Here is a 17176-nt window from a genome sequence, read left to right as displayed (position 1 = left end):
TCCCTGACCTGACAGAGCAAGCTTGGCCGGTTAGGGAAGGGGTGACCCGTCACGAAAGCCCCTTCATGACCGCCGCCCTTTCGGACACACCGAACGCCATGTCCCGTCGTCGCGCCCTGTCCAGCCTGGCTGTCCTGTCCGCCCTGGGTGCGAGCTGGTTCTCCGCGCCCCGGGCGAAGGCAGGGCCGGTGCAAACGCGATCCTCGGCCGAGCACGCGGCGCTGATCGAGACCTTGATCGGTCAGATGACGATCGACGAAAAGGCCGGTCAGTTGAACCTGCTGGCCGACCCGTTCCGCTTCCGGCCCTACAACGTCAATCCACTGGACGCCTTCGGTGACCCGGCCCGGACCACCGACCTGATCCGGCGAGGCCTGTGCGGGGCCCTGTTCAACGGCGTCGGGGCAGAGGCGGGTCGGCGCATCCAGCGGATCACGGTCGAGGAGACCCGGCTCAAGATCCCGATGCTGTTCGCCGCCGACATCATCCACGGCATGACCACGGTGTTTCCCGTGCCTCTGGCCGAGGCCTCCGCTTTCGACGAGGACCTGGCCTATCGCACCGCCCGGGTCGCCGCGCTCGAGGGGGCGGTGTCGGGCATCCATCAGGCCTATGCCCCCATGGTCGATGTAGCCCGGGACCAGCGCTGGGGCCGGGTGGTCGAGGGGGCAGGCGAGGACGTCCTGCTGAACCAGCGTCTGGCCGCCGCCCGGGTGCGCGGCTTCCAGGGCGAGCGGGGCCTGGCCGACCGCGATGCCCTGCTGGCCACGCCCAAGCATTTCGTCGCCTATTCGGCGGCCCAGGGCGGGATGGAATACAACACCACCGACATGAGCGAGGCGACGCTGCGGGGCGTCTTCCTGCCGCCGTTCTGGTCGGCGATCGACGCCGGTGCCCTGTCGGTGATGAGCGCCTTCAACGACCTGAACGGCGTGCCGACCTCGGGCAACCGGCGGATGCTGACCGACGTCCTGCGCGGCGAATGGGACTTCAAGGGGTTCGTCGTGTCCGACTACACCTCAGAGCGCGAACTGATCGCCCACGGTTTCGCCGAGGACGGCCGCGACGCCGCCCGCATCGCCCTGCTGGCCGGGGTCGACATGAGCATGGTGTCGGGCCTGTACCTGGAACACATCCCGGGGCTGGTCGCATCGGGCGACGTGCCGATGGCCCGCGTCGACGAGGCCGTGCGGCGGGTGCTCGCCACCAAGGCGGCGCTCGGCCTGTTCGACGACCCCTATCGCGGCATGGACCCGGAGCGCGAGCGCGTCGTGCGGGGCGCGGCCGCACACTACGCCCTGGCGCGCGAGGCGGGGGCCAAGTCGATCGTCCTGCTGAAGAACGAGGGCCGCGTCCTGCCACTGCGCCGCGAGGGCCAGAAGATCGCCCTGATCGGACCGTTCGCCAGCGACGTGGATAACGTCTTCGGCCCCTGGACCATCTGGGGCGACGAGGGCCACCGCGTTTCTCTGGAAGCCGGGTTCCGCGCGGCCATGCGCCGTCCTGAGGACCTGGTCGTGGCCCAGGGTTGCGAGGTCGAGGCTGCCCTGTCCGGTGGCATATCGGCGGCCGTGGTGGCGGCGGCCCAGTCCGATGTCGTGGTGCTCGCGCTCGGCGAAAGCGCCCGGTTTTCTGGCGAGGCCCAGTCCCGGGTCGAGATCACCCTTCCGCCCGCGCAACAGGCCCTGGCTCAAGCTGTCGCCGAGATCGGCAAGCCCATGGTCGTCCTGCTGCGCAACGGCCGGGCGCTGGAACTGTCGGGGGCGGTGAAGGACGCGGCCGGGATCGTCGTCACCTGGTTCCTGGGGTCCGAGATGGGCAACAGCGTCGCCGACGTCGTCTTCGGCACCCATTCGCCGTCCGGTCGCCTGCCGGTCAGCTTCCCGCACCGCTCGGGCCAGCAGCCTTTCTCCTACGACCACAAGACCACGGGCCGCCCTGCCAACCCGGCCCTGGCGTCCGAGGAATATACCGCCCGCTATCGCGAGACGACCAACACGGCCCTGTACCCGTTCGGCCACGGACTGACCTATGGCGAGGTCCGCTATTCGGCCGCCGTCCTGTCGTCGGACACCCTGACCTGGAACGGCGAGATCGAGGCGTCGGTGGCCATCCAGAACGCCGGGACCGTGCCGGTCGTGGAAACGGTGCAGCTCTATATCCACGATCGCGTCGCCAGTCTGACACAGCCGGGCCAGCGCCTGCGCAACTATCGCAAGGTCGCGATCGCGCCCGGTGCCACGACCACCGTCACCTTCCGCCTGCGCCGCGCCGTGCTGGAGTTTGTCGGCGAGACTGGCGCGATGACCGTCGAGCCCGGCACCTTCGACCTGTGGCTGGCACCGTCGGCCCAGGTCGGGACCCCGACGCGTTTCACCCTGGTCCGTTGATCCCGGCCCGGTTCAGCGTCCTTCCAGTCGGCGGGCCCAGGCCTGAAGGCGGGGGCGGAGCCGCAGGAACCGCAGATAGACGCGCTCGAACAGGGCAAGGATACCACGATGCCGCGCCAGCAGGCCGAACGGACGCAGCAGGGGGATGGCCCTCCACATCGCCGCAAAGGCCGCCGCGCCCGACAGAATCCGGCCGTCCTCGCGAGCGTGAAATCGGGCCAGAAGCTCTGCCCGGTCAATCGGACAGACGCCGGTTCCATCCGCCACATCGACGAACCGGATGGCACCCCGCCGGTCCAGCCGGCGCATCAGGGACATCTCGCGCCGACACAGGGGGCAGTCGCCGTCGAACCAGACGATCAGGTCTTTCATCGGGGCATCATAGCGTGAAGCGAGGCTGGACAAGGCTGACGAAAGGTCGCGATCGGGCCTTGCTTCCGTCGTCTTCCCCGTGCCGACTGAGCCGATGAGCTCGGCCCTGCTTCGCGACGTCTACATCACCGGCTGCGGCACCTTCCTGCCGGGCGGGCGGGTCGGGGTGGAGGCGATGGAGGACCATATCGGCCGTATCGGCGGGCGGTCCTCGGCGGTCGGCCGTCGCGCCCTGCGCTGGAACGGGGTCGAGACGCGCCACTATGCGATGGCGCCGGACGGAACGGTGCTGCAATCTAATGCCTCGATGGCGGCCGAGGCCGCGCGGGCGGCGCTGGACAACGCGGGTCTGTCGGTCGGCGACCTGAACCACCTGGCCACCGCGACGACCCAGGGCGACTATCTCGTCCCCGGTCACGCCAGCGCGGTCCACGCCGAGCTCGCCGCCCTCTGTCCCGGAATGGGCCCCATCGAAATCGCCAGCTACCAGTCCGTCTGCGCCTCCGCCCTGATGGCCATGAAGGGTGCCTGGCTCCAGGTCCGGGCCGGAGAAGCCGAGGTCGCCGTCACCACGGGCAGCGAGTTCTCGTCGCGCTGGTTCCGGCCCGAGTTCTATGAGGGCACCGCCCTGGTTGATGGCAAGGGGCGGGCGCGGATGGAGGCGGACTTCCTGCGCTTCACCCTGTCGGACGGTGCTGGTGCCGTGGTGCTGGAGCCCCGGCCAAAGCCCGACGGGTTGTCGCTGAAGGTCGAGTGGATCGACCTGACGTCGCTGGCCCATGCCTTCGATCCCTGCATGTGGGCCGGCTCGACCTTCGCAGACCGTGCCGACATGAAATCCGCCTGGAGCCACGTCGGGCCGACGGCCTCCCACGTCTCCGGGTCTGTCGCCCTGCTTCAGGACTTCGACCTGCTCAAGATCGTCATCCGTGCCTGGATCGGGGTCTGGATGAAGAAGGTCGACGACGGCCGGATCGTGCCGGACGATGTCGATCACCTGCTGTGCCACTATTCGGCGAAGTCGTTGCGCGATGAGATCGTCTCCATCCTGAGATCGACCAGGGCCATGATCCCGGAGGAGAAATGGTTCTCCAACCTGGCGACGGTGGGCAATGTCGGCTCAGCGTCGATCTGGGTCATGCTGGACGAGTTCATGAAGAGCGGGCGGGTGAAACGCGGTGAGAAAGTGCTGCTGATCGTGCCCGAAAGCGGGCGCGCCATGGTGGGGTTCATGATGCTGGAGGTGGTGTGATGGCCGATGGACCGATCCATGACGACGCGGTCGCCGACACCCTGCGCAAGCTCGCCGTGGTCTTCGCCGAGTTCGAGCAGCGGCTGGAAGCCACCCCCCTGATCCGCAAGCTGACGCGCGGCCGGTTCGAGATCGCCGACTATCACGCCTTCCTCATCAACCTGCGCCAGCAGGTGAAGGACGGGGCGTTGTGGATGAGCCGGGCCGCCTCCAACGTCGGCGAGTCCCATCTGGAACTGCGCTCGACCCTGATGCGCCACGCCGTGACCGAACACCGCGACTTCCGTCTGCTGGAAGCCGATTTCGTGGCCTCGGGCGGCGTGCTGGAGACCATTCGCGGCGCGCCCAAGAACGTCGGCTCCGAAGCCATCTCGGCCTGGATGTTCCACGAGGCGTCCAGGCCCGACCCGTTCGGCCTGCTGGGGGCCATGTTCGTCATCGAGGGCCTGGGCTCGATCAAGGCCCGGCCCTGGGGACTGAAGGTGCAGGAGCGGCTGGGCCTGCCCGACGAGGCGGTGCGGTTCCTGCTGTATCACGGCGAAAACGACGTCGGGCACATGCAGGAGTTCGAGGCGATGCTGCGGATGGTCCTGCCCGACGCCGCTGTCGCCGAACGCATCGTCACCTGCGCCCGTGTCACCGCCCGCCTCTATGCCCTCCAGATCGAGGAGATCATGGCATGAGCCTGTCGGACGGTGGCGCTCACGGCGATTCAGGCCCACGCGAGCGGGCCGATCCGTTCGACGCCCGCGCCTATGATCCCGCCGATCCCGATCCCTGGCTAGCGCTCTATCTCGATCACAGTCTGCCGATCGATCCCCAGGCCAAGCGAGCCCTGCTGCTGGGCGCCCGGTCGTGGTCGCGGCGCTGGCTGTTCCCGGTCAGCCGCCCGCTGGTCTTCCTGTTCTTCTGCGTGGTGAAGGTGCTGCGCGCGATCTCGCCGCGTCATCCGAACCTGAACGGCCTGCTGCACAAGTCCATCCGCTGGGGATTGCAGATCTTCGGTTCGCCCGAGGCCAACACCCTGATCCTGCGCCACTTCCACATCGGCACCGAACTGCTGGCCTTCATGAAGGCCAACTGCGGCGTCGATCCCGGCTCGATCAAGACCATCCCGCTCAAACCCCTGGCGCTGAAGGATCTGGAGGACAACGTCTTCCTCCAGCACGACCTGAACATCTTCAACTTCATCATCGAGATGAACATCGGATTGCAGGCGCAAGGCAGAGAACTGACCCCGCCGGCGGTGGTCGATTTCTCCATGATCTCCGACGTCGAACCGGCGTTCCAGACCTTCCCGACCGGCCCCCTGAACCGGATCGACATCCAGACGGCGGTAGAGTTTTACACGCCTCTGTACGCCCTGATGCTGCCCCGCGCCGACTTCATGCGGGCCTCCCACAGCCTGCAGCTGGACGAGACAGTTGCCATCTACATCGCCCGAATCCTGGGCACCGACTACCACATGAATTTCGTCAAGAACGGCCACCCTCTGGTGACCCTGTCGACCTTGCAGGCGGGCTACCGGCTGATGATGCACGGCCTGGACTGCGAGGGCATGCACGGCTGGCTGCGGGTTCTGAAGGCGCGTCAGGCGGCGGGTTTGTCGCTGGATCCCAGAAACCCGACCGGGGGTGAAACGGCGCTGGCCTGATCCTTCTCCCCTTGCGGGAGAAGGTGGCCCGCAGGGCCGGATGAGGGGTCACACCAATCGCTACGCATCGCGTTGGGAAACCCTCACAGACAAACCGAATGACCCTCATCCGTCAGCCTTCGGCTGCCACCTTCTCCCGCAAGGGGAGAAGGACGATCACGCCGCCGTCCCCTCCGCCAGCTTCTTCCTGTTCCGCCCGCGACCCAGCCGATAGACTCCGAACGCGATCAATCCACCGACCGCCAGGATGGCGATCGAGAGCAGGGGCCGGAACGCGAACCAGGCCAGGGCGATGGTCACCGTGCCGATGCTAAAGCCCAGGACGAAGGCCACAAGACCCGTCCCCATCCGCACGATCGTCCCCACCAGCGGCAGGACGTCGGCCAGCACCCCCAGCGGCGCCAGGATCAGGCCGAACCCGACGATCAGCAGCACCATGCCCAGCACCCGCAAGATCCAGGTGATGACCTTGTTCGCATCCTGGGCCCCCTGGAACATGTCGGCGGCCGGAACCGCGCCGTCCGAAACCAGCAGGAACTCCTCGCCGTTCCTGGCGCGATAGTTGGTGAACCCGTCTCCGTTCTGTTTGCCGACGATCGAGATCACGCCGGCAGGGGTCAGGTCGTAGGAAATCCGGATGTCGCCGATCGTCGGACTGCCCTGAATCACGGAGGTCTCGGACACGGGCGCGGCGTCGTCGGCGTCGTCCACATCGCTGCTGCGCGGCCGGTTGGCCGACAGCAGGATCTTGCCCTGTGAGATCGACACATACTGATCGACGTCGCCGACAGCCGCCTGGACCGCTTCGAGGTTGTCCTGGGTCAGGCGGAGAGGGGCCTCGCCGCCGATCTGGCCGACCACGGCATCGTCGAGCCGGAAGTCGCCGAGCGTCGCATCCTGGGCCAGGATGTCGGTCCCCTCGACGGCGAACTCGGGATTCTCGTGGCCGTTCGGTTCGGCGAAGGCGCTGGAGTCCTCGGCCGAGCCGGACCAGACCTTGGCATAGGTATAGGTGGTCACCGTCTCCTCGCCGCCGCCCAGCTTGGTGCGGGTCTCGGACTTGGAGCTTTCGCGCCATTGGTACATCTCGACCTGGCGCGACAGATGCACGCCCGTCGCGGTCACGCCGAAATCGGGGTCTTCCAGCGGTGCCGTCACGGCGACCGGGCCGGAGACGTGGACCAGCTTCTGGTCATTGGCGGCGTCGATCGGGCTGGCCTGAATGTCGACGACGAGGGACGCGCCTTCCTTCAGGCCGCGCTCGGTCTTGACCGCCCGACCCTCGTTCCAGGCCAGGCCGGCGATGCAGACGAAGATCAGCACGACGCCGACGAGGACCCCGGCGAAGGCCGAGCCGACGCGCGAAAACCATGAGGTGTTCGTCGTCCTGGTGACGCTGTCAGGCATTGTGATTTCCCCCCGGAAACTCTGATCGCCCCGTCCGACCCCCTGTCGGATAAGGAAGCTTTGCCGTGGACACTATGCCGGTGCGGCGCGGCTCGCAACACCGGCGCCATGCGGGTGGGGTCGCGGGACTTGTCTCTGAGGGCGAGGGCCGGTCTAACGGGGCATGACGACACGCCCGGATACCCCCGCCGAACCGAGCGCGCCCGGCTGGCGCTTCTGGATCGACCGGGGCGGCACCTTCACCGACGTGGTCGGCCGGGCACCCGACGGCACCGTCCGCACCGCCAAGCTGCTAAGCGAGAACCCCGAACACTATGCCGATGCGGCGGTCGAAGGGATGCGGCGGATGCTGGGGATCGGGCCCGGCCCCCTTCCACTGGGCCGGGTCGAGACCGTGCGGATGGGCACGACCGTGGCCACCAACGCCCTGCTGGAACGCAAAGGTGCCTCGACGGTCCTGGCCATCACGCGCGGCTTCGGCGACGCCCTGACCATCGGCTGGCAGAGCCGTCCCGACATCTTCGCGCGCCATATCGTCCTCAACCCGCCCCTGCATGACCGGCTGGTGGAGGTCGACGAACGGGTCGGGGTCGACGGCCGGGTGCTGATCCCGCTGGACGAAGACCGCGCCCGGACCGATCTGGCGGCAGCGCGGGCGCAGGGCGCGGAGGCGGTCGCGATCGTCCTGGTCCACGGCTGGCGCTGGACGGCGCATGAGGCCCGGCTGGCCGAGATCGCCACCGAGGTCGGGTTCACCCAGATTTCGGTCAGCCATGAGGTCGGTGCCCTGATCAAGCTGATCGGACGCGGCGATACGACGGTCGCGGACGCCTATCTGTCGCCCGTTCTGCGCCGCTATGTGGATCGGGTGCGCGGCGAACTGGGCCCGGCGACACCCCTGATGTTCATGCAGTCGAACGGCGGCCTGACCGACGCCGACGCCTTTCGGGGCAAGGACGCCATCCTGTCCGGCCCGGCGGGCGGCGTGGTCGGGATGGCGGCGACGGCGCGGGAGGCCGGCTTCGACCACGTCATCGGCTTCGACATGGGCGGCACCTCCACCGACGTCAGCCACTATGCCGGTGAGTACGAGCGGACTAGCGACAGCGTCGTCGCCGGCGTGCGTCTGCGGGCCCCCATGCTGTCGATCGAGACCGTGGCGGCGGGCGGCGGTTCGATATGCCGCTTCGACGGCGCGCGCCTGAGGGTCGGGCCCGAAAGCGCCGGCGCCGTGCCGGGCCCGGCCGCCTATCGCCGTGGCGGCCCTCTGACCATCACCGACTGCAACGTCCTGCTCGGCAAGCTCCAGCCCGAGCATTTTCCCGCAGTGTTCGGTCACGGCGGTGACGAACCGCTCGATGCCGAGGTAGTACACGCGAAGTTCGAGGCCCTGTCCGCAGAGGTCTCTGCCGCGACCGGCCGCCCCGCCCCGCCGACCGACCTGGCCGAGGGCTTCATCGCCATCGCCGTCGACCACATGGCCCGAGCCATCAAGACCATCTCGATCCAGCGCGGCCACGACGTCTCGCGCCACGTCCTGAACTGCTTCGGCGGAGCAGGGGGGCAGCATGCCTGTCTGGTCGCTGACGCCCTGGGGATGACGACGGTGATGCTGCATCCCCATGCCGGCGTATTGTCCGCCTACGGAATGGGGTTGGCCGAGGTCCGGACGATCCGTCAGGAGACGGTGGCGGAGGCGCTCGATGGGTCGCGCGACGGCGTGCTGGCCGGTCGTGTCGCGGCCCTCGCCGAGACCGCGCGGGCGGGACTGTCGGGGGGAGCCGTCGGGGATGTCATCACGATCCTTTCCCGCGCCGAGGTCAAATACGCCGGCACCGACACCCCCCTTACCGTGCCGTTCGGTTTGGCCGAGACGATGCTCGAGGCCTTCGACGCGGCGCACCGCCAGCGGTTCGGCTTCGTCGCGGAACGGGGCCTGATCGTCGAAACCCTGCAGGTCGAGGCGGTGTCGTCTCCCTCCCCCTCGGGGGAGGGCAGGTCGCGAAGCGACCGGGTGGGGGCGGCAAGGCAAAGCAGCGCCGTATCGCCTCGCCCTTCCCACCCGGTCTACGCTACGCTTCGACCACCCTCCCCCGGGGGGGAGGGAGAATTTGTCGCTGCTCTCCACCACCGCGACGACCTCCCCCCCGGCGCGACCATCCCCGGCCCCGCCATCATCCTGGAATCCACCGGCACAACCGTCGTCGAGCCCGGCTGGTCCGCGACCGTCGATGCCCGGCTCAACCTGATCCTGACCCGCACCGAACCCCTCGCACCCCGCGCGGCCGTCGGAACGGACGTCGATCCGATCCTGCTGGAGTTGTTCAACTCCCGCTTCATGGCCTGTGCCGAACAGATGGGCGAGGCGCTGCGGGCCACAGCCTATTCGGTCAACATCAAGGAGCGGCTCGACTTCTCCTGCGCCCTGTTCGACGGGGCCGGGGCCCTGATCGCCAATGCGCCGCACATCCCGGTCCACCTGGGTTCGATGGGCGAGAGCATCGCGGCCGTGATCCGGGCGCGGGGGGATGCGCGAGACGGGCGCGGCCTGAAACGCGGCGACGTCTATATGCTGAACGCGCCCTACAACGGCGGGACGCATCTGCCCGACATCACCGTCATCCTGCCCGTCTTCCTCGACGACGATGACGCCCCCGCCTTCTTCGTCGCCGCCCGAGGCCACCATTCGGACGTCGGCGGCATCACCCCCGGCTCCATGCCGCCCAACAGCCGCTCGGTCGAGGAGGAGGGCGTCCTGATCGACGACGTCCTGCTGGTCGACCAAGGCGTGCTGAGAGAGGCCGAGACCCGCGCCCTGTTCGCCTCGGGCTCCTACCCGTCGCGCAACGTCGACATGAACCTGGCCGACCTGAAATCCCAGGTCGCGGCCTGCGCGCGCGGGGCCGACGAACTGATCCGCATGGTCGCCGAGTTCGGCCGCGCCACCGTCGAAGCCTACATGACCCACGTTCAGGCCAATGCCGAGGAGGCCGTGCGTCGCATCCTCTCGGTGCTCAAGCCGGGATCGTTCGCGCTGGAGATGGACGACGGTGCCGTCATCCGCGTCGCCATTTCGATCGACCCGGAGGCCCGCCGCGCCACCGTCGACTTCACCGGCACCAGCGACCAGCGCCCGACCAATTTCAACGCCCCCCTGTCGATCGCGCGGGCGGCGACCCTGTACGTCTTCCGCACCCTGGTCGACGACGCCATCCCGCTGAACGAAGGCTGTCTGAAGCCCATCGACCTGATCGTGCCGGAGGGGTCCATGCTCAACCCCCGCTATCCGGCGGCGGTGGTGGCCGGCAATGTCGAGACCAGCCAGGCGGTGGTGGACGCCCTCTACGGTGCGCTCGGCGTCCTGGCCGCCAGTCAGGGCACGATGAACAACTTCACCTTCGGCGACGACACGCGCCAGTATTACGAGACCATCGCCGGAGGGTCGGGCGCCGGGCCCGGATTCGACGGGGCTTCTGCGGTGCAGACCCACATGACCAACTCCCGCCTGACCGATCCCGAGGTGCTGGAGACGCGGTTTCCGGTGCTGTTGGAGCGCTTCTCGATCCGGAGTGGTTCGGGCGGGGAGGGGGCGAACCGGGGCGGCGACGGCGTGGTCCGGCGGGTCCGTTTCCTCGAACCCATGACGGCCGCCATCCTGTCCAACCGTCGGCGCGTGCCCCCGTTCGGCGCTGCGGGCGGCGAGGCGGGCGTGGTCGGGATCAACAGCGTCGAGCGCGTGGACGGTACGGTCGAGGTTCTGGGCTCCACCGCCGAGGTGGCGATGGCCGTCGGGGACGTCTTCGTTGTCGAGACTCCGGGCGGGGGTGGTTATGGGAATGCATTGCCAGAACCCGGCAAGACGCTAGCGTAGCTCCATGCTCGTCCTTCTCGGCATTGCCGTTCTCGTCGCCGGCTTCCTGCTGCGGTTCAACCCGTTGCCGGTGATCCTGACGGCCGCCCTGGTCACAGGCATTGCGGGCGGCCTGACCCTGACCGAGACGCTGGCCGCCTTCGGCAAGGCGTTCAACGACAACCGCTATATCTCCATCGTCTGGCTGGTCCTGCCGGTCATCGGCCTGCTGGAAAGGTCGGGCCTTCAGGAACAGGCGCGGGCCCTGATCGCGAAGATGGCGCGGGTCACGGCCGGTCGCCTGCTGCTGGCCTATTTCGTGGCGCGTCAGGTCACCGCCGCCCTGGGTCAGACCAAGCTGGGCGGCCACCCCCAGATGGTCCGGCCCCTGGTCGCCCCCATGGCCGAGGCGGCGGCCGAGACCCACCACGGCGACCTTCCCGACGCCACCCGCTTCCGCATCCGCGCCCATGCAGCGGCGGCGGACAACATCGCCCTCTTTTTCGGCGAGGACATCTTCATCGCCATCGCCTCGATCCTGCTCATCAAGGGCTTCCTCGAACAGAACGGCATCATTCTCCAGCCGCTGGAGCTGTCCGTCTGGGCCATTCCGACGGCGGTGGTGGCTCTGCTGGTGCACGGGACTCGCCTCCTGCTGCTTGACCGCCGCATCGCGCGCGAGGTCCGGATCGACGAAGGGCCCGGCGGCATCGTCGAGGTGACGGAGCCCTGGTCATGATCACCCTGACCTGGGTCTATATCCTGGCGGGCCTGATCTTCATGGCCTTCGCCTGGATGAGCGTGACCGATCGTGAAAATCCGACACGCCTGCGCAACGCCGCCTTCTGGGGCCTGATGGCCGTCAGCTTCCTGTTCGGCAGTTATCTCGGCGATCTCGGTAACGGGGTGCTGCTGGTCGGGCTGGTGCTGATCGGCGGCATCGGCGGGCTGGGCCAGGGGCGGCCCGCCACCACCTCGCCCGAGGAGCGCCGGACCCTCGCCGCCCGGTTCGGCAACAGGCTGTTCATTCCCGCCCTGATCATCCCGGCGACGGCCCTGCTGGGCACGCTGGTGCTCGCCAAGATCGACATCGGCGGCCGCCCCCTGTTCGACGCCAAGGACCCTACCCTGATCGCGCTCGGCCTCGGCGTCCTGCTGGCCCTGGTCGTCGGGGTCGCGATGTTCCGGCCGCCCGCCACCGCCCCGCTCCAGGAAGGTCGTCGCCTGATGGATGCGGTCGGCTGGGCCGCCATCCTGCCCCAGATGCTGGCCGCGCTCGGCGCGGTCTTCGCCCTGGCGGGCGTGGGCCAGGTGGTCGGAGGCCTGGTCGCCGACGTCATCCCCATGAACGGGCCGCTGATCGCGGTGATCGCCTATTGTCTGGGGATGGCCCTGTTCACCTTCATCATGGGCAATGCGTTCGCGGCCTTTCCGGTCATGACGGCGGCGATCGGCCTGCCGTTCGTGATCCTGCAGTTCGACGGCGACCCGGCCATCGTCTGCGCCATCGGGATGCTGTCGGGCTTCTGCGGCACATTACTGACTCCGATGGCGGCCAACTTCAACGTGGTGCCGGCCAATCTACTGGAGCTGCCCGACCGCAACGCCGCCTTCAACGGCGTGATCCGGGCCCAGGCCCCGACCGCCCTCGCTATGCTGGGGGCCAATATCATCCTGATGTACGCCCTGGCGTTCCGCTTCTGATGACCGCCCTGACACCCGAGATCGCCGCCCTGTATGCCGCCACGGCGCTGGGCCACGTCACCCGCGAGTACCCGAACAAGCTGGATCACGTTATCGCCGGGCCGGAGGACGCTCAGGGCCCGCGCGCCCTGCATCCGGTCTTCTTCGGCAGTTTCGACTGGCACAGTTGCGTCCACGGCTGGTGGACCCTGTTCACCCTCTATCGCCTGCATCCCGACATGGCCGAGGCCCCGCGCATCGCCGCCCTGGCCGACGCGCTGTTCACCCCCGCCAACATTGCCGCCGAGGTCGCCTATCTGGCCCGCCCTGAAAGCCGGGGGTTCGAGCGGCCCTACGGCTGGGCCTGGCTGTTGATGCTCCAGGCTGAGCTCGACCGCCACTCGACGGCCGAGGGCCGCCGCTGGGCCGGGACGCTGAAGCCCCTGGCCGATGCGTTTGCGCGCAGACTTAAAGCCTACCTTCTGGTCGCCACCTATCCGGTGCGGGTCGGCACCCACTACAACTCGGGCTTCGCGCTCCGGCTCGCCATCGAATACGCCGATGCGATCGGGGATCGCCCGCTCGCCGCCCAGTGCCGGCGAAAGGCCGTCGAATGGCATTCGGCCGACCGCGACTGCCAGGCCTGGGAGCCGTCGCAGGACGAGTTCCTGTCGCCCGCCCTGATGGAGGCCGAGCTGATGCGGGTCGTGCTGGGCGACGGGTTCGCCGCATGGTTCGAGGCCTTCCTGCCCCGCGTCGCGTCGCGAGACCCCGCCACCCTGTTCCGTCCGGCCTCGGTCAGCGACCGGTCGGACGGCAAGATCGCCCATCTGGACGGGCTGAACCTGAGCCGGGCATGGTGCTGGCGCGGGATCGCGGGGGCCTTGCCCGCCGGCCATGCCGCGCGCGCCGTCGCGCTGGACGCCGCCGACACCCACCTGACCGCCGCCCTGCCTCAGGTCACCGGCGACTATATGGGCGAGCACTGGCTGGCCAGTTTCGCCCTGCTGGCCCTGCTGGCCTAACATGACGAAACCGTAACCTCGCCAATCCGGCGAACTTGCCGCTAGATGCCGCCCTGTCCGGATTTCGAGGGTTCCTGCGATGAAGCGCGTGTTGTTGACGACGGTGGCGGTGCTGGCCATGGCGGCCCAGGTGCCGATGGGAGCCCTGGCCCAGACGCAGAATCCTCCGGCTCCTACGCCCGCTCCGGCTCCCGATCCCGCCCCCCCGTCCCCGACGCCCGAGAACCCCACGCCTGCCCCGGTGCTGGAAACCGGCGAGACCGCCGGCACCCCGCCGCTGCCCAAGCCTGACGACAAGCCCAAATGGGACGTCAACAATCCCCCCGGGCCGACCCGCACCGTCAACCTGGACGTCACCGAGGGCACCTGGATGTCGCTGGACGTCAGCCCGGACGGCCAGACCATCGTCTTCGACATGCTGGGCGACCTCTATGTCATGCCGATCACGGGCGGAGAGGCGCGGGCCATCTCGTCCGGCGTCGCCTGGGACATGCAGCCGAAATGGTCGCCGGACGGCCGCCAGATCGCCTTCACCTCCGACCGCGCGGGCGGCGACAATATCTGGGTCATGGACGCCGACGGATCCAACGCGACCCAGGTGTCCAAGGAGAGCTTCCGCCTGGTCAACCAGCCCGACTGGAGCCCCGACGGCCAGTTCATCGTCGGCCGCAAACATTTCACCTCGTCGCGCTCGCTGGGGGCCGGCGAGATGTGGATGTGGCACCGGTCGGGCGGTGGCGGCGTGCAGCTGACCACCCGCCGCACCCAGCAGAAGGACACCGGCGAACCCGCCTTCTCACCCGACGGCCGCTATCTGTATTTCTCCGACGACGCGACGCCGGGGGCGACCTTCGAATACTCCAAGGACGTCAACACCCAGATCTATGTGATCAACCGACTGGACCGCGAGACCGGCGAGACCGAGGAGTTCCTGTCCGGCCCCGGCGGTTCGATCCGCCCCACGCCTTCGCCGGACGGCAAGTCGCTCGCCTTCATCCGGCGCGTTCGCTACCAGTCGACCCTCTATGTGATGGACATCGAGAGCGGCCGCGAGACGCCGATCTATTCCGGGCTCGACCGCGACCTTCAGGAAACCTGGGCCATCCACGGCGTCTATCCGGCGATCAGCTGGACGCCGGACAACTCGGCCATCGTCTTCTGGGCCGGGGGCAAGATTCGCCGCATCGACGTGGCCTCCAAGGAGGTCGCCGACATCCCCTTCCGCATCACCGACACCCGTCGTGTCGAGCCCGCCGTGCGCCACACGGTCGACGTCGCGCCGGACCAGTTCGACGTGAAGATGCTGCGTTGGGTCCATCCCTCGCCGGACGGCACCAAGGTGGTGTTCGAGGCGCTCGGGAATCTCTGGATCCGCGACCTGCCCACAGGCACGGCGCGGCGCCTGACCAGCCAGTCGGATCATTTCGAGCTCTATCCCAACTGGTCGCGGGACGGCCGGTCGATCGTCTACACCACCTGGTCGGACACCGATTTCGGCACGGTGCGAGTGATCCCGGCCTCGGGCGGGACCGGCCGCGTGGTCACACAGAACCCCGGCCACTTTATCGAGCCGGCCTTCTCCCCGGACGGCAAGACCATCGTCTACCGCGCCGTCACCGACGGCTTCCTGAGCAGCGGCCTGTGGAGCCGCAATCCCGGTATCTATCGCGTGCCGACGGCGGGTGGTGCCCCGACCTTCATCACCGACGACGGCGGCGCGCCCCAGTTCGGCGCCTCCAACGACCGCATCTTCTTCGCCGGGCGGGTGGAGACCTCGAGCGCGCTCAAGTCCGTCGACCTGAACGGCAATGAACCGCGTACCCATTTGACGTCGGAATGGGCCTCGGATTTCGAGGTGTCGCCGGATGAGCGTTGGGTCGCCTGGACCGAGCGGTTCAACGCCTATGTCGCGCCCTTCGTGGCGACCGGCCGCCCGGTCGTGGTCGGGGCCAAGGGCGAGGCCCTGCCGCAATCGCGGTTCACCCGCGACGCCGGCGACTGGCTGCAATGGTCGGGGGATTCTTCGCGACTGACCTGGGCGCTGGGGCCTGAGTATTTCTCGCGCAGCGTCGCGGACGCCTTCAAGTTCGTGGAGGGCGCGCCCGAGACCCTGCCCAAGCCGCCCGAGACCGGCATCCAGATCGGCTTCATCGCCATGGCTGACAAGCCGACCGGCCGTCTGGCCCTGACCGGGGCCCGGATCATCACCATGAACGGGGAGCAGGTGATCGAGGACGGCGTCATCGTCGTCAACGAGAACCGCATCGAGGCGATCGGACCCCGCGGCTCGGTCACCGTGCCCGCGGACGCCCTGGTCATGGACATGGCGGGCAAGACCATCATGCCGGGCCTGGTCGATGCCCACTGGCACGGCTCCATGGCCAATGATGAGATCATCCCGCAGCAGAGCCGCGTGGACTATGCGTCCCTGGCCTTCGGGGTGACGACGATTCACGATCCGTCCAACGATACGTCGGAGATCTTCGCCCACTCCGAACTGGCCCGGACCGGCCGGATCGTGGCTCCGCGCATCTTCTCGACCGGGACCATCCTGTACGGGGCCGCGACACCGTTCACGGCCCAGGTCGAGAGCCTGGACGACGCCCTGTCCACCCTGCGGCGGATGAAGGCGGTCGGGGCATGGAGCGTCAAGAGCTACAACCAGCCGCGCCGCGACCAGCGCCAGCAGATCATCGAGGCGGCGCGCCAGCTGAACATGAGTGTCGTGCCGGAGGGGGGCTCTCTCTACCAGCACAACATGACCATGGTCGTCGACGGCCACACCACGATCGAGCATTCGATCCCGTTGGCCCATCTGTATGACGACGTCCGTCAACTGTGGAGCCAGACCGACGTGGCCTACAACCCGACGCTGGTGGTGGCCTATGGCGGGTCCTACGGCGAGAACTACTGGTACCAGGAGAGCGAGGTCTGGAACGATCCGATCCTGACTCAGTATGTGCCGCGCCGCATCCTCGACGCCCGCGCCCGGCGGCCGGTGACCCTGCCCGATAACGAGTGGAACCACATCGCCATCGCCAGCCAGGCCAAGGCTCTGGGGGACCTCGGGGTCATGGTTGCGATCGGGGCCCATGGCCAGCGCGAGGGCCTGGGGTCCCACTGGGAGCTGTGGAACCTGTCGCAGGGCGGCATGACCCCGCTCCAGGCGATCCGCGCGGGCACGATCGGCGGGGCCAGGGCCCTGGGCCTCGACAAGGACGTCGGCTCGCTCGAGGTCGGCAAGCTGGCCGACATGGTGGTGCTGAACGCCAACCCCCTGGAGAACATCAGGAACACCACATCGATCGCGTACACCGTCGCCAACGGCCGGGTCTACGACAGCCGCATGGATGAGGTCGGCCGTCGCAACCGCCCCCGTCAGCCCTTCTGGTTCGCCGATGCAGCGGGCGAGGCGGTTCCGGCGGCGGCGGATGCGGACGCCGCCGGTCACGGGCACGGCGGGGACTGAGCCCATCTTCCTTCTCCCGCAAGGGGAGGAGGGATGCAGGCTTAGACTACCCGAAAAGAATGGGCCGCCCGGCT

The 17176-nt window shown here is 68.3% G+C and carries 11 protein-coding genes; 9 read left to right on the top strand and 2 right to left on the bottom strand.

What is annotated here, in order from left to right; all coding sequences use genetic code 11:
• The first annotated feature begins 65 nt into the window (after positions 1-65).
• Positions 66-2390, top strand: a complete 2325-nt coding sequence (locus O5K39_RS18605; protein WP_271145087.1) for a glycoside hydrolase family 3 N-terminal domain-containing protein — start codon at positions 66-68, stop codon at positions 2388-2390.
• A gap of 12 nt (positions 2391-2402) precedes the next feature.
• Here O5K39_RS18605 and O5K39_RS18600 read toward each other — a convergent pair whose 3' ends face one another.
• Positions 2403-2762 carry a DUF393 domain-containing protein gene (locus tag O5K39_RS18600; RefSeq protein ID WP_271145086.1) on the bottom strand — a complete coding sequence of 120 codons (360 nt, stop codon included), beginning with the start codon at positions 2760-2762 and terminating at the stop codon, positions 2403-2405.
• A gap of 94 nt (positions 2763-2856) precedes the next feature.
• Here O5K39_RS18600 and O5K39_RS18595 point away from each other — a divergent pair, with 94 nt between their 5' ends.
• Genes O5K39_RS18595 through O5K39_RS18585 form a run of 3 tightly spaced genes read left to right on the top strand, consistent with a single transcriptional unit; the run spans position 2857 to position 5668 of the window.
• Positions 2857-4014 carry a beta-ketoacyl-ACP synthase III gene (locus O5K39_RS18595; RefSeq protein ID WP_271145085.1) on the top strand — a complete coding sequence of 386 codons (1158 nt, stop codon included), beginning with the start codon at positions 2857-2859 and terminating at the stop codon, positions 4012-4014.
• Complete coding sequence (locus O5K39_RS18590) at positions 4014-4697, top strand: iron-containing redox enzyme family protein (RefSeq protein WP_271145084.1); 684 nt, start codon at positions 4014-4016, stop codon at positions 4695-4697. Before O5K39_RS18595 ends, O5K39_RS18590 begins: the two co-directional genes overlap by 1 nt.
• Positions 4694-5668: a hypothetical protein gene (locus O5K39_RS18585; protein ID WP_271145083.1), complete on the top strand. Its 975-nt coding sequence runs from the start codon at positions 4694-4696 to the stop codon at positions 5666-5668. The genes O5K39_RS18590 and O5K39_RS18585 overlap by 4 nt, the downstream gene beginning before the upstream one ends.
• A 156-nt stretch (positions 5669-5824) precedes the next feature.
• Here O5K39_RS18585 and O5K39_RS18580 read toward each other — a convergent pair whose 3' ends face one another.
• Positions 5825-7075 carry a TMEM43 family protein gene (locus O5K39_RS18580; protein ID WP_271145082.1) on the bottom strand — a complete coding sequence of 417 codons (1251 nt, stop codon included), beginning with the start codon at positions 7073-7075 and terminating at the stop codon, positions 5825-5827.
• Between the two features lie 163 nt (positions 7076-7238).
• Between O5K39_RS18580 and O5K39_RS18575 the strand changes: the two genes are divergently transcribed.
• From O5K39_RS18575 to O5K39_RS18555, 5 genes are all read left to right on the top strand, one after another.
• Positions 7239-10946 (top strand): hydantoinase B/oxoprolinase family protein, encoded by a 3708-nt coding sequence (locus tag O5K39_RS18575; RefSeq protein WP_271145081.1) that lies wholly within the window; start codon positions 7239-7241, stop codon positions 10944-10946.
• 4 nt (positions 10947-10950) lie between these two features.
• Positions 10951-11664 carry a DUF969 domain-containing protein gene (locus O5K39_RS18570; protein ID WP_271145080.1) on the top strand — a complete coding sequence of 238 codons (714 nt, stop codon included), beginning with the start codon at positions 10951-10953 and terminating at the stop codon, positions 11662-11664.
• On the top strand, positions 11661-12629 hold the full coding sequence (locus O5K39_RS18565) for a DUF979 domain-containing protein (RefSeq protein ID WP_271145079.1): 969 nt from the start codon (positions 11661-11663) through the stop codon (positions 12627-12629). Before O5K39_RS18570 ends, O5K39_RS18565 begins: the two co-directional genes overlap by 4 nt.
• Positions 12629-13633 carry a DUF2891 domain-containing protein gene (locus O5K39_RS18560; protein ID WP_271145078.1) on the top strand — a complete coding sequence of 335 codons (1005 nt, stop codon included), beginning with the start codon at positions 12629-12631 and terminating at the stop codon, positions 13631-13633. Before O5K39_RS18565 ends, O5K39_RS18560 begins: the two co-directional genes overlap by 1 nt.
• Before the next feature lie 79 nt (positions 13634-13712).
• Positions 13713-17102: an amidohydrolase family protein gene (locus tag O5K39_RS18555; protein ID WP_271145077.1), complete on the top strand. Its 3390-nt coding sequence runs from the start codon at positions 13713-13715 to the stop codon at positions 17100-17102.
• Positions 17103-17176 lie beyond the last annotated feature (74 nt).

Source organism: Brevundimonas sp. NIBR10, from assembly GCF_027912515.1.
GTDB lineage: Bacteria > Pseudomonadota > Alphaproteobacteria > Caulobacterales > Caulobacteraceae > Brevundimonas.
Note: the sequence above shows the minus strand (reverse complement) of the source record. Positions and strands in the feature narration are given on the sequence as shown.